This is a genomic window from Magnetovibrio sp. PR-2 (assembly GCF_036689815.1).
Taxonomy (GTDB): Bacteria; Pseudomonadota; Alphaproteobacteria; order Rhodospirillales; family Magnetovibrionaceae; genus Magnetovibrio.
This window is the reverse complement of record NZ_JBAHUR010000002.1, coordinates 235,603-248,466: the sequence shown is the minus strand read 5'-3', so window position 1 is coordinate 248,466 and position 12,864 is coordinate 235,603. Positions and strand designations below refer to the sequence as shown.

Genomic DNA, 12,864 nt, shown 5'->3' with positions numbered 1-12,864 from the left:
CCTATTTCAGGGCGCGCAATGCTCCCAAAATATTGCTGTAAGCGTCCGTCCAAACTCTCATGTTCGTCTGCGGTTCAAGGGCTTGCCACTCTGGTTTGTTTTTGACGTCAAACAGGTCTCCAGATGTGCGGGCAATGGCCACCATGTGGGCTTGTGCATTGACCACGCGGTCATGTTCTTCGGGAGACGTGTTGTGTTGACGCAGGCGTTCAAATGCCGCGAGACCAAGGTCACCTGCGATGCCCCCCAGCACTGGGGCCAAGTCCAAATGGTTGTTGGAAATGTGCGCCAAGATGACACCGTGCGGGCTGAGCTTGTGCACATACACCTCAAACGCTTCACGGGTGAGCAAGTGCACGGGAATGCTGTCGGATGTGAACGCATCCAAAAAGATCAGGTCGTACGCACCATCTGGCTTGTCTTGGATGCCGAGGCGTCCATCGCCATGTTCAACGGTGTATGGGTTTTTGCAGCCTTTGAGGAAATTGAAATATTCCGGGTGCTCCGCAAACGCTGTGACGGCAGGATTGATTTCAAAGATGTCGAGCGTGCGCCCGCCCAGCGGATAACACGCAACCGAGCCAACCCCCAGTCCAATGGCTGCGATGTTCCCGGTTTTCGCACGTGCAGCGATGGCCGGCATCACGTCGCCTAAGGGGGAGGTGCGGCCATAATAGCCCACGGGCTCTAAGTCTTGTCCAGGCTTTAAGTCGCGCATGCCATGTGCCGTGGTGCCGTATTTTAAGGCGCGGAACTGATGCGTGCGGTCTTCGACCACGCTTAAGATGCCAAAGAAGTTGCGTTCACGGGCCACTACGTTCGAAGGTGTGAGCTGTCCGGCCATCTCTAATCCAACCGGCAGCACAAAACATACGCCAGCCAAACCCAACATGGGTGCGGTGGGGCGCTTTTCAAAGACCCGGCGGCTGGCCAAGATCAAGCACACCGAAAGTCCCATCATCAGGGGAAACTCCGTGGCACTTTTAAACATTTGCGGGGCAAGCAGCGCATTGAACATGCCACCGGCCACGCCGCCCGCTGCGATCCACAAATAAAACTCGGTCAGCCACGCTTTGTGCGGGCGAAGCTGCGCGAGCTGACTGTGAACAGAGAGAACGGTGAAAAAGAACACCAAGACAAGCGCCAGCGCCCAAAGCACCCATTGGCTCGAGGCGATCTCTAGCCCCCACAAAACGCCAAAGCCCACAAGGCTCACGAACAAGACCTGTAAGGCACGCTCTGTGCCCAAGAGGGGTTTGCGGGCGAACACGATAATATAAGTCAGTAGATAAAGGGCCAACGGCACCACCCACAGCAACGGCACGGCGGCCACGTCGGTGGTGAGATGCGTCGTCACCCCCAACATTAAACTGGTGGACGCCATCACCAGCATGAACCAGAAAAACTTGTGCAGGGCTGGGGGGCGGTGGTCGAGCGGGGCTTTCGCCGGGGCTTGATGCGAAGCGACCGCTGTTTTGAAACTGATCGCTCCGCTCAAAACCGTTAGGACGATCAAAGCCACAAACGCCAGGCTCCACGCCCAACTTTGTCCGCCTAAGTCCAAGAGGGGCTCGGCCACCAACGGATAACAAAACAGCGCCGCCATTGAACCCACATTGCTGGCAGCGTAGAGAAAGTAGGGATTGTGCGCGTCTTTGTGTGCGCTCAAGCCAAACCAGCTTTGCAACAGAGGGGCGGAGCCTGCAATCACCACAAACGGCGCGCCGACGCTGATGGTTAAGGCGGACAAAACCCACCAACTGGGATTGCCGTCTCGGCTGGGCGCAAGGTCTGGGTCAACACTAATGGGCAGCCACAAGACGCACATCAGCAGAAGGGTTGTGTGAACGCCCACTTGCGCCTTGAGCCCTGCGCGGTGGCTGAGCAGGTGCGCATAGAGGTAGCCCGCCAAAAGAGCGGCTTGAAAAAACATCATCGCCGTATTCCACACCGCAGGCGCGCCGCCCAGTTTGGGCAGAATGAACTTGGCGATCATAGGCTGCAGCCAAAACAACAACCCCGCCGACGTCATCAGCGTCGCCATGAAAACAGCGACGTGAAACCGGTTAAGCATCGAGGGTATCGGTGAAGTCATAGGCATAAAGTATTAAGGCCAAAATCTTGAAAAGGGTGTGCGAAGCCGTTCAGAAAAGCTTATATGAACATTATCGTGAAAAGCTCGAGAAATGTAAGGGGGCGCTGTGCCGTTTGGAACGTTCTCAAAAGATATGCAGCTGACGCGGCCCGAATTTGAAAAGCGCTTGTCCAAAGACGTGGCGGGGTTTCGTTGGCGGATGACGCCAAACGGGGCTGAGGGGGAGCAAGGCCCTCAGAAGGTCGTGATTGAGCTGAAAGAACTCGAACCACGCAGAATCGCCATGATCGTTTTGCCGCGCTGCCAGGTTGAGTTTAGCTTCGAAGGTATGGATGAGGGCGATACGAAAGCCTTCATTCACAAATTTGATCAAGTTTTTCAAAAGGGTGGCGGTTAGCTGCACCCCAACCTTAAGGCGTACCTCTTAAGTATGATTGTTTTTAGAATGATTTCAAAATACACTTTTTTGACAAAGAGGTTTCAGCTTTAACGGTGCTGAGATCGGACGACAATCTCAATATTGGGAGACGACCGATGGGCTCATCATCACCAGCATTTTCACAAACGTTTTTGGATATCCTCCGCGATATGGGCGGCCCGCGTTTGAATTTAGAACAGGTTTTACGCGCTTACCAATTGGCATTTCCCGCCGATACCATGAAGCCGGATATGCGCAATCGCCTGCATGACGCTATTTATACATTGGTGAATGCAGGAATCCTCTCCATCCCAGAAGGTTCGCTTGACTGTTATCAGAACCAAGAGCTTCCCAAGATCGTTGAAATCGTCACGGATCGCGTTGGCGCACAGGAAATGCACACGCTCTGATTCTCTCAAAGAAAAGCACCGCTTACCTAAGGTGAAGCGGTGCTTTCTTATGCCCGGCGCGTACTTGCGTCTCGGAGGACTTTGGGGGGCTTATTCCGCAGCCTGGGCTTTGTCGGTGTGATAGCTCACCACACGGTCGACTTCGTTTTTGGATCCCAAAATCACTGGCACGCGTTGGTGCAGGCGTTCGGGTTGTAGGGACATGATGCGTTCGCGCCCGGTTGAACACGCCCCGCCGGCCTGTTCGACAATAAATCCCATGGGGTTGGCTTCGTACATTAAGCGCAGCTTGCCGCCTTGTTTGCGAATGCGTTCGTCCATGGGATACATGAAGATGCCGCCACGGGTCAGGATGCGGTGCACTTCAGCGACCATGGAGGCAATCCAGCGCATGTTGAAGTTTTCACCGCGCGGGCCGTCTTCACCGGCCAAACATTCATCCACATAGCGTTTCACCGGTGCTTCCCAATAGCGCATGTTCGACGCGTTGATGGCGAACTCGCGGGTGTCTTGGGGGATGGTCATGTTGGGGTGGGTCAAAATGAACTCACCAATGTTTTGATCCAGCGTAAACCCGTTCACGCCTTCGCCCGTGGTCAACACCAGCATGGTGGACGGTCCATACAAGGCGTAGCCTGCGCAGACCTGTTCGGTGCCCGGACGCAAGAAGTTTTTGACATCGGGTGTACCTTTGCCGTCCGAAGGGCACTTCAAGATGGAAAAGATCGTGCCCACCGACACGTTCACGTCAATGTTCGAAGAGCCGTCCAGCGGATCGAACACCAACAGGTATTTGCCGCGCGGTGTGCCTTCGGGGATGGGGTAGGGATCGTCCATTTCTTCCGACGCCATACCGGCCAAGTGACCGCCGATGGAGTTAAAGCGCAAGAACACTTCGTTGGACAGGATGTCCAGTTTCTTCTGCACTTCGCCCTGAACGTTTTCAGAACCCGCACTGCCCAGAGCACCCACCAACGCGCCGTGGTTGACTTGATCCGATATGACTTTACACGCCGTCACCACGTCGTTGAGAAGCTGCGTCAAATTGCCGTGACCTTGCTTTTCGCGCATGGTCTCGATCAAAAAGTGGGTAATGGTGATGCGATCCGTCTCAGTGGCCGTTTGCATGGGGAGTGTCTCTCTTTTTATTTATTAGGTTTTTCTAAATTACAGAAAACTGATAGATAGGAGAACACCCAGGCGGGGTGGCCGAACTACCCGTTGGGGTAATTAAAGAGAAAAAAGTCGGGTTTTAAAGCTTCAAGCGTTCCAGCTCACGTTTGGCGGCGTCGTATTGGCGAAATTGCACGGCGCCGGTGGCAAGCGCGCGCTCGAAATAGCTGCGGGCCTTTTTCTCGTTGCCAGCTTCCAGGGCTTGAATGCCTAAGAAGAAAAAGCCCGTGCAGCGTTGTTCGCGGACCTGGGCGTCCGTGCCGCGTTCGATGGTGGACAAAACTGCGTCTTCGGACAGCTTCCCTTGGGCGTAGCGGATCAACGGTCCAGGCCAATTGCCAAGATTTTCGCGTTCCACTTCATCGTTGAATTCAACATTCCCACTTTTGATCACACGCATACGGCTGAGATGCAGCCACAAGTGGGTGTAGAGCTTAAACGCGGGTTCTTCCGTCACGCCACTTGCGCGCACGAAGTCTGTGATCGCGTCTTGCGGACTGCCGACATAGAGGTTGAGATACCCCCGACTAAACAGCGCAAACAGGTGGTTGGGCTTGGATTTTATGGCGCGGGCATAATCCCCAATGGCGCTGAGCTCTTTACCCGACTTTTCGTTCGCCCAACCCCGTGCGAACCAAGCATCGGCATTGTTGGGCACCAACTTGACGGCTGTGTCCAGTTCACGAATGGCCTGGTTGTACTGTCCCCGTTTAATCGCACTCCAGGCAAGATTGACTTGGCGCAAGGATTTTTGCGCATCTTCGTTGGCCCGTTGAGCTTTTGTCTTTTTCTTCGGGTTGATTTTCGGCGCGGTAATGATGACCGGCTTGGACGGCGGACGTTCAATGGCAGGCGCCGTGCCGGACCGGGGTTTCGCAACGGCCAAGGTGTTGGATTTCTTCAGTGCAGCTTTGGCCTGTGGCGGAAGCTCATCAACAACAGAAAGCTCCGGCTTGGTGACGGGCTTAAATTCAGGTGAGGGGGGCGCGATGGTTTCACCGATAGGCTTAGGAGCGGGTTTAGGGGCATGTTCAGGGGTGGGCTCAGGCTCAGCCATGACTTCGGGCATTGGAGCAACGGGCTCTGGTGTTGTCTTTGGCAATGGCGTGGGCAATGGTGTGGGCTGTGGTGGAGCAGGGGGCGTCACTTTAGCCTGCTCAATGGTCATGCTCGTCTGGAGGGGGGCGGGAGCCGGCTCTGCGCGCATCAGATAGACAGCGCCAAGACCTGCGGCAGCGAGCCCGAGTACACCCGTAATCGTCCAACCTACAGCCAAGCCTTTGGGGGCTGGTGTGGTGGTGACGGGCAAGGGCGTGCGTGCCAGTGACGGGGGGATTTGTTCAACCGTCTCATATTCAAACTCAGAAGTCGTCTCGGGTTCTGGTTCACCTATGGGCGCGGCTTCGGGTGTGGGGGCTGGCGCATCTTGTGGTGTATGAGGGCCTGCTTGGCGTTCTGCATCGGACTTTTTCAGCGCTTCGAGAATATAAGACATGGCGACCTCATGGCTCTTTCGGAGCTGTAGACGTCATGGGCGGATTGTAAGTTTCGTCCACCAAACCGCTCAGCCGCATCAAGGTGATGGGATCCAAAATGCCCGTGGGCTCCAGTCCGTGGTCCACTTGAACGGCGCGCACGCTGTCGCGCAGTTGGGCGTCAAAGATTGGGTCCTCTGCCTCCGTCGTCGGCAACAAACCGGCTTTGACGAGGATACGGCGCAGCTCAACCACGTCTGCACCTTGATTGCCCAACTGAAGAGGGCGGTTGATGATGTCGTGTGGCATCCACAACACCATGAAGTCTCCCGGCCAACGCAAGGCGAAGGTCTCAAGCGGGACGGAGATTCTGCGTTCGATAAAATCGATTTCAGTGGTTTCGGTTTCAACACCCGTTTCAATGGAGCGCAGCACACCGTAAATGCGTTCATCCGCAACGGTGGAGAACGAAACGGCGGTTGGGCGGTTGATGGCCTTTAAACCTTGAAGGTCGGTTCGGCCCTGCAAGCAAGACAGCTTTGCCGCAGTGGCCTTTTCGCACGGCGTGGTGCCGTTGAGTTTGAGATAATCCAGTTTCCACAGCTTGAATAATTTGACGAACGCACGATCTTGGCTGCCCGCTTGGGCCAGGTCGCCGATCAGGGCGTCTTCGGCCGGAACGATGGACAGCGGCGCATCCGGTAGAACGGGCTCCGGGTCTGGGGTCGGTTCCGGTTCCGGCTTAGGGGCTGGTTTTGGTTTTGGTTGCGGCTCCGGCTCCGGTTTGTTTTGCGGCTCGATGATAGGCGCGCTGGGCGCCATATGTGCATCAATGAAGGTCGAAGCCTTATCCAAAATGCGCAAGCCATAGGGATCGACGCTCAAAAAGGCGATGCTGCCGGCCAACACGATGGCGAGGATCGCGCTTCCCCACCAATTGCGATTTTGTGCCATGTCGTCATAGCCCAGAACCTCTTTGGCGGCGCGGCGAATGATGTCGACGTCAACGTGCATCTTGCCTTCGACATAAGCGCCCAACAGTGCGCGATCACACACCGAATTGATCAGGCGCGGAATGCCGCCGGAAATGTCAAAGACGGCCTTGATGGAGGCGGCACTGAGGACTTGTTCATCCAAGCCCGCGACCTTCAGGCGGTGTTGAATGTAAGATTGCGTTTCCGACAGCCCTAAGGGCTCTAAGTGATAGCGCGCGGTGATGCGCTGGTTGGTCTGGCGCATGTCGTCGCGCGACAAGATGGCGTTGAGTTCCGGCTGGCCCACCAAGACGATCTGCAACAGCTTCTTGTCCGCCGTTTCCAAGTTGGTGAGCAGGCGGATCAGCTCCAACACCGCCGGGGTCAGGTTTTGCGCTTCGTCGATCAACAATACCGGATTGCGCCCCCGGGCATGCGCGTGCAGCAGGTGATGGGTGAGATAATCGAAAAAGGATTTCAGGCTGCTGGTGCCCAGCGGGTACGAAATGCGCATTTCATCGCAAATCGTCGCCATGAGCTCGGCTTCATTCAGCTTGGGGTTCAGGATCAGCGCCAAATCCGTGTTGTCGGGGGTCTTTTCCATCAGCGCCCGGCACAGCGTCGTCTTGCCGGTGCCGACTTCACCGGTCAGCAAAACGAACCCGCCGCTTTCACTGACCCCATAGACCAAGTGCGCCAACGCGTCTTGGTGGCGTTGGCTCATGTACAAGTAACGGGGATCGGGAATGATGGAAAACGGGTTTTCCGAAATCCCGAAGTGGTCTTGGTACATGGACTGGGTCATGGGCGGGCTATATGTCTGGGCCTAGCTCGGTTGAATTGTGACAGCGGTCCCGCTGGCGACAACCATCAGCATGGATTTGCCGTCGCCTGAAACTTCGGAATAGTCCAGATCAACGCCGATCACCGCGTCAGCACCGGATATCAAGGCTTCGCGGCGCAGTTCCGTCAAACACGTGCGCCGGGCGTCGCGCAGAACCTTTTGCGAGGCGCTGGAGCGTCCACCGACGATGTCACGGATGGAGGCAAACATGTCGCGGAACATATTCATGCCAAACACGCATTCCGCCGTGATGATTTCCAGGCGCTGGGTGATGCGGTATTCAGGCATGGCGAATTCGGTCGTCAAAATCAAATCCTTGGCAATCTCGTCGATCACGTCGGTGGGCAATTCATCGAATTGTTTGTTGTCGATGAGTTCTTGGATTTCCTTTTCGTCCTTGCCGAACAATCCAAACATATTATTTCCTCTCAAATGGTTGGCGAAAGATTTGGCCGGGCCCTTTAAAACGTTTTGGCATTATAATCAGTTCAATGGGTTATGCACATGCTTTGATGGATTCATCGTGCTATTGGCGCAAAAAGCTGTTCCGCAAGCGTTTCTTTGATGTTGCTCGCGCGCCAAAACCATTGACAGAGGTGCGTTATGTTGGGAACAATGATTGCATAATTAGTAATAAGCCTATGATCTAAAAGAGCCATGCCTGACGCTGAACGCAATTCCGATTTGATCCGCAGAGCCCGAATTTTGGTGGTGGACGACAACCTAACCAATGTTGTCTTGCTGCAAAAACTTCTGGAGGCCGAAGGGTATTCCAATGTTGAAGGCATTACGGACCCTCGCGAAGTGTTGGCCAAATTTGATGAAGACGGGGTGGATTTGATCCTCCTGGACATCCGCATGCCGCATCTAGATGGTTATGAGGTCATGGCCGCGCTCAAGAATCTTCCGGCGGATCTGGTGCCGCCGATCATGGTTTTGACCGCACAAACTGACATGGATACCAAGCTCAAAGCCTTGGAGGCAGGGGCGCAGGACTTCCTGCACAAACCGTTTGACCGGGTTGAGGCTTTGACCCGCATCCGCAATATGGTTGAAGTGCACTTGCTGCACAAACAGGTCCGCCAACAAAACGAGATTTTGGAACAAAAGGTTCAAGAACGCACGCAAGAGCTGGAAGATACCCGCCTTGAAGTCGTGCGTCGGTTGGGCCGCGCTGCAGAATACAAAGACAACGAAACCGGCATGCACGTCGTGCGTATGAGCAAAATCGCGGAGCTTCTTGGCCGCGCCTTGGGCATGGATGACCGCGAAGCCACCATGCTGTTGCACGCCAGCCCCATGCACGACATCGGCAAAATCGGCATTGTCGACAGTGTTTTGCTGAAACCGGGTAAACTGGACCCGGATGAGTGGGAGATCATGAAAACCCACGTCGACATCGGTGCAGAGATCTTGGGCGACCACCCGTCGCCGTTGATGGAAATGGCCCGTGTCGTTGCCGCGACGCACCATGAAAAGTGGGATGGATCGGGTTATCCTGAAGGCCTCGCGGGTGAAGGAATTCCCCTGGTCGGGCGCATTACGGCGGTGGCGGACGTTTTTGATGCCCTGACGTCGGAGCGTCCCTACAAAAAAGCTTGGCCCGTTGACGAGGCGGTTGCGTTCATCAAAAGCCAAGCCGGACAGCACTTCGACCCAACAGTGGTGGAGAAATTCGTCGAACTGATTGACGACGTCGTGAATATTCGTGACAAATACCGGGACGAACCGGACACTTAAACTTCCCCCAGGAATTCCATTCATGAGTGGTGAAACTCAAGTCTCAGCCCGCTGGTCGTTGGGCTTTTCGTGCGTGGGGCACACGTATTCCCACCTGTTTGCGCCGATTTTCTTCGTCGTCGCACTGTTGTTGGAAGCCGAGTTTAACCTCTCTCACGGCGAAGTGATCTCTTTGATCGTGGTCGGCAACATCTTGTTTGGTGTCGGCGCGCCTGTGGCGGGGTGGATCTCAGACCGCTGGTCGGCCAGTGGCATGATCGGGGTGTATTTCATCGGTGTCGGCGTGGGCATGATCTTAACGGGCCTCACCCAAGGCCCGGTGCAGTTGTTGATCACGTTGTCGCTGACCGGGTTGTTCGGATCAATCTATCATCCCGTGGGCTTTGCCTGGTTGGTGAGCCAGGTGGAAAAGCGGGGTGCGGCGCTGGGGCTGAACGGGGTGTTCGGTACCATCGGGCCCTCGATCGCCGCGATCACGGCAGGTGTTCTCACCGATCTGATCAGCTGGCGTGCGGCGTTCATTGTGCCGGGAGCAGTCATCGTGCTAACAGGCATCGCGTTTTGGGTTTTGCGTGCCCGCGGCATCATCCACGACACCGAAACGTCAACCCACGAAGATCATAAGCCCGCAAAAGGGGAGGTTATGCGCATCATCCTCGTCTTGGCGGTGACCATGCTGTGTACGGGGCTGATCTATCAAACCACATCTCCTGCATTGCCCAAGGTCTTTTCCGAACGTTTGGGCGACTTGGTTGCAGAAGGAGGTGTGTTTGGCGTCGGTGTGATGGTGGCGCTGGTTTATGTGGTGGCGGGTGCGGCGCAGTTGATCGTTGGGCGCATGTGCGACAAATACCCCTTAAAAACCCTCTATATCATCGCGTTTGTGGTGCAAGTCCCGGTGATGGTCCTTGCGGCTCAACTGGCCGGGGGGAGCTTTCTGCTGATTGCCTTGGTCATGGTGTCGGCGAACCAATCGGCCTTGCCCGTGGAAAACACCATGGTGGCGAAATATGCGCCGAAGGACTGGCGTGCTCTGGCATTCGGGCTCAAGTTCATCTTGGCGTTCGGCATCAGCGGCTTAGGCGCGTTGTTGGAAGGCCAGCTCTACGATTTGACTGGCGGGTTTTATTGGATGTTCGTGGTGCTCGCCTGCATTGCGGCGGTGGGGTTTGTCTCGGGTTGGTTGCTGCCATCCGAGCCCAAGGCTCAGACCGCGGAATAAGTGAATTTCCCTTATAATACAAATAGTTAGTCAAAATCAGTTTAGCCTTGTCTTATATACATGGTGGAAGTCCTTTCTGCTTACCAAGCTTGAAAATATATAATATGATCTTTCCTTGGATGGGGATGTAAAAAAGCTCTGCGCTTGATTTCGGCGCGTGAGGCTTTGGGAGTTCCCATACTTCCAGGGCCTCGGGACCTGGGAGGTGCTCATGGCATTTCACGATATTAAGACGAAGCCCAAAATTCTCATGGGCGTTTTGGCACCCCTTGTTTTGTTATTGGCATTGGGCGGGATTGCGGTTTACAGCATCAGCTCTTTGGTGAAGACCGAACATATGGTCGCACACACCTATAACGTCCTCGAAGAAGCGGCCTCCATTGTGGCGTCTGCGGTCGATATGGAAACCGGTATGCGCGGTTATCTGCTGGCCGGTAAAGAAGAGTTTCTCGACCCCTACAAGGGCGGTGAAAAGTCCACTTACGCAACCATTGATGAATTGCAGCAAACGGTTTCGGACAACCCCGGCCAGATGGCGCGTCTGGACGAAGTGCGCGAAACCTTGAAGGGCTGGCAAGATAACGTCACGGAACCCACCATTGGCCTGCGCCGCCAAATCGGTGACGCCAAAACCATGAACGACATGGCGGCTTTGGTCGGTGAAGCCAAGGGCAAAGTCTATTTCGACAAGTTCCGCGGCCAAATCGCCACCTTTATCGGGCGCGAAGCCACCTTGTTGGTTCAGCGCGAAAAAGATTTTCAACAGCTTTTGCTGTCGCCCTCTATGGACTCGGCAACCGCCAAGAAAAACGTCGGCTGGGTAACACACACCTATAAAGTCATCGGCAAGGCCAATGACATTCTTGCCGCCGCCGTGGATATGGAAACGGGTATGCGCGGTTATCTTTTGGCCGGTAAGGAAGAGTTTCTCGATCCTTACAAAGGCGGCATGGCCAAGTTCGATGAACTGGTCGCCGAAATGAAACAAACCGTATCCGACAACCCGGCCCAAGTTCAATTGATGGATGAGATTTCCGAAAACATCCACGCCTGGGTCAAGGATGTGACGGAACCCACCATCCAATTGCGCCGCGATATCGGTGACGCCAAAACCATGGATGACATGGCCGACTTGGTTGGTGAAGCGCGGGGCAAAGTCTACTTCGACAAGTTCCGCCAATTGATGGGTGACTTCCAAGCCGAAGAAGCCGGATTGATGGTTGTACGCAAGGGTGAAAACGAAAGCATGGTGACGTTTGCGTACACCATGATCGCCATTTGCATTTTGGCGGCCATCGTCATCGGTGCGGGCTTGGCCTTCGTCATCGGTTCCGCCATCGCCAATCCGATTTCCAAAATGACCTCGTCCATGAACGACTTGGCCAACGGCAACAAGGAAATCGAAATCCCCGGCACCGGACGCGGGGACGAAATCGGCGACATGGCCGAAGCCGTTCAAGTGTTCAAAGACAACATGATCAAGGCCGACAACTTGGCCGCCGAACAGGAAGAAGCCCAGGCTGCACGTGAACAACGGGCCCAAGCGGTGGAAAACCTGACCCATAACTTCGACACCGATGTGGGTGGTGTGATCGAAAGTGTTGCGGCTTCTGCCACGGAAATGGATTCCACGGCATCTGCCATGTCCAACACCGCCGATCAAACCTCTGGCCAAGCCACCATGGCCGCCGGTGCGGCGGAACAGGCTTCGGCCAACGTTCAAACCGTGGCGAGTGCGGCGGAAGAACTGTCCAGTTCCATCGGTGAGATTTCGCGTCAAGTGGCTGAATCCACCACCATTGCCAACACGGCGGTGCAGGAAGTCGAAGACGCCAACGACCAAGTCCAAGGCTTGGCGAACTCCGCCAACAAAATTGGCGAGGTCGTGGCTTTGATCACGGACATTGCGGACCAAACCAACTTGCTGGCTTTGAACGCCACTATTGAGGCCGCACGTGCCGGTGAGGCTGGTAAGGGCTTTGCGGTTGTGGCGTCTGAGGTCAAAAACCTCGCCAACCAAACGGCCAAGGCGACGGAAGAAATCTCGTCCCAAATCGGTGGGATCCAGGGGGCAACGCAAGACGCCGTGCACGCCATCGGGTCTATCGGCGGCATCATCAATAAGATGAGCGAGATTTCGTCGACCATCGCCTCTGCCGTGGAAGAGCAGGGTGCTGCCACGTCTGAGATTGCGCGCAACGTCGAAGAAGCCTCCACCGGTACGGCGGAAGTTTCCACCAACGTCGCCAACGTGACCCAGGCGGCCCAAGAAACGGGGCAAGCGGCTGGCACCGTGCGCGAAGCCTCACAAGACTTGTCGTCGCAGACCGAAACCCTGCGCGGCATTGTCGAGAAGTTCTTGGGCGACGTGCGCGCGGTTTAAACGATTGGGAACGTTTTGAGGGAATGGAGGCCTGGGCGATTGCTCAGGCCTTTGTTTTGGGGAATTCGATCTTTTTATCAATATGATGTAATGTGAATATCTAATCCTTTTGAACAGTTTGGATTTTTGC

At 55.3% G+C, this 12,864-nt stretch carries 10 protein-coding genes; 5 read left to right on the top strand and 5 right to left on the bottom strand.

Annotation, left to right across the window (positions count from 1 at the left end):
• Position 1: 1 nt before the first annotated feature.
• Entirely contained in the window at positions 2-2,074 is a 2,073-nt protein-coding gene (locus tag V5T82_RS03655) for a spermidine synthase (RefSeq protein ID WP_332894241.1), read from the bottom strand.
• A 127-nt stretch (positions 2,075-2,201) separates the two neighbouring features.
• On the opposite strand from V5T82_RS03655, the gene V5T82_RS03650 reads away from it, so the two are divergent.
• Entirely contained in the window at positions 2,202-2,492 is a 291-nt protein-coding gene (locus V5T82_RS03650; RefSeq protein WP_332894240.1) for a hypothetical protein, read from the top strand.
• 137 nt (positions 2,493-2,629) lie between these two features.
• Entirely contained in the window at positions 2,630-2,923 is a 294-nt protein-coding gene (locus tag V5T82_RS03645) for a hypothetical protein (protein ID WP_332894239.1), read from the top strand.
• 90 nt (positions 2,924-3,013) lie between these two features.
• Here the strand turns inward: V5T82_RS03645 and V5T82_RS03640 are convergent, their stop codons facing one another.
• From V5T82_RS03640 to V5T82_RS03625, 4 genes are all read right to left on the bottom strand, one after another.
• Positions 3,014-4,051 carry a class 1 fructose-bisphosphatase gene (locus V5T82_RS03640; RefSeq protein WP_332894238.1) on the bottom strand — a complete coding sequence of 346 codons (1,038 nt, stop codon included), beginning with the start codon at positions 4,049-4,051 and terminating at the stop codon, positions 3,014-3,016.
• A 124-nt stretch (positions 4,052-4,175) separates the two neighbouring features.
• Complete coding sequence (locus V5T82_RS03635) at positions 4,176-5,591, bottom strand: tetratricopeptide repeat protein (protein ID WP_332894237.1); 1,416 nt, start codon at positions 5,589-5,591, stop codon at positions 4,176-4,178.
• A gap of 7 nt (positions 5,592-5,598) precedes the next feature.
• Entirely contained in the window at positions 5,599-7,350 is a 1,752-nt protein-coding gene (locus tag V5T82_RS03630) for an AAA family ATPase (RefSeq protein ID WP_332894236.1), read from the bottom strand.
• Between the two features lie 21 nt (positions 7,351-7,371).
• Positions 7,372-7,806, bottom strand: coding sequence for a YbjQ family protein (locus V5T82_RS03625; protein ID WP_442917189.1), 435 nt, complete (start codon positions 7,804-7,806; stop codon positions 7,372-7,374).
• 240 nt (positions 7,807-8,046) lie between these two features.
• Between V5T82_RS03625 and V5T82_RS03620 the strand changes: the two genes are divergently transcribed.
• The 3 genes from V5T82_RS03620 (at position 8,047) to V5T82_RS03610 (ending at position 12,734) form a co-directional block, all read left to right on the top strand.
• The gene (locus V5T82_RS03620) at positions 8,047-9,129 is read left to right on the top strand and encodes an HD domain-containing phosphohydrolase (RefSeq protein ID WP_332894235.1); all 1,083 of its coding nucleotides are present in this window, start codon (positions 8,047-8,049) and stop codon (positions 9,127-9,129) included.
• Positions 9,130-9,151: 22 nt separating this feature from the next.
• Positions 9,152-10,351 (top strand): MFS transporter, encoded by a 1,200-nt coding sequence (locus tag V5T82_RS03615; RefSeq protein WP_332894234.1) that lies wholly within the window; start codon positions 9,152-9,154, stop codon positions 10,349-10,351.
• 211 nt (positions 10,352-10,562) lie between these two features.
• The gene (locus tag V5T82_RS03610) at positions 10,563-12,734 is read left to right on the top strand and encodes a CHASE3 domain-containing protein (RefSeq protein WP_332894233.1); all 2,172 of its coding nucleotides are present in this window, start codon (positions 10,563-10,565) and stop codon (positions 12,732-12,734) included.
• Positions 12,735-12,864 lie beyond the last annotated feature (130 nt).

Bases quoted from the DNA above. Each gene is read 5' to 3' on its own strand.
- V5T82_RS03655 (WP_332894241.1), bottom strand. From the start codon at position 2,074: ATGCTTAACCGGTTTCACGTCGCTGTTTTCATGGCGACGCTGATGACG.
- V5T82_RS03645 (WP_332894239.1), top strand. From the start codon at position 2,630: ATGGGCTCATCATCACCAGCATTTTCACAAACGTTTTTGGATATCCTC.
- V5T82_RS03640 (WP_332894238.1), bottom strand. From the start codon at position 4,051: ATGCAAACGGCCACTGAGACGGATCGCATCACCATTACCCACTTTTTG.
- V5T82_RS03635 (WP_332894237.1), bottom strand. From the start codon at position 5,591: ATGTCTTATATTCTCGAAGCGCTGAAAAAGTCCGATGCAGAACGCCAA.
- V5T82_RS03630 (WP_332894236.1), bottom strand. From the start codon at position 7,350: ATGACCCAGTCCATGTACCAAGACCACTTCGGGATTTCGGAAAACCCG.
- V5T82_RS03625 (WP_442917189.1), bottom strand. From the start codon at position 7,806: ATGTTTGGATTGTTCGGCAAGGACGAAAAGGAAATCCAAGAACTCATC.
- V5T82_RS03620 (WP_332894235.1), top strand. From the start codon at position 8,047: ATGCCTGACGCTGAACGCAATTCCGATTTGATCCGCAGAGCCCGAATT.
- V5T82_RS03615 (WP_332894234.1), top strand. From the start codon at position 9,152: ATGAGTGGTGAAACTCAAGTCTCAGCCCGCTGGTCGTTGGGCTTTTCG.
- V5T82_RS03610 (WP_332894233.1), top strand. From the start codon at position 10,563: ATGGCATTTCACGATATTAAGACGAAGCCCAAAATTCTCATGGGCGTT.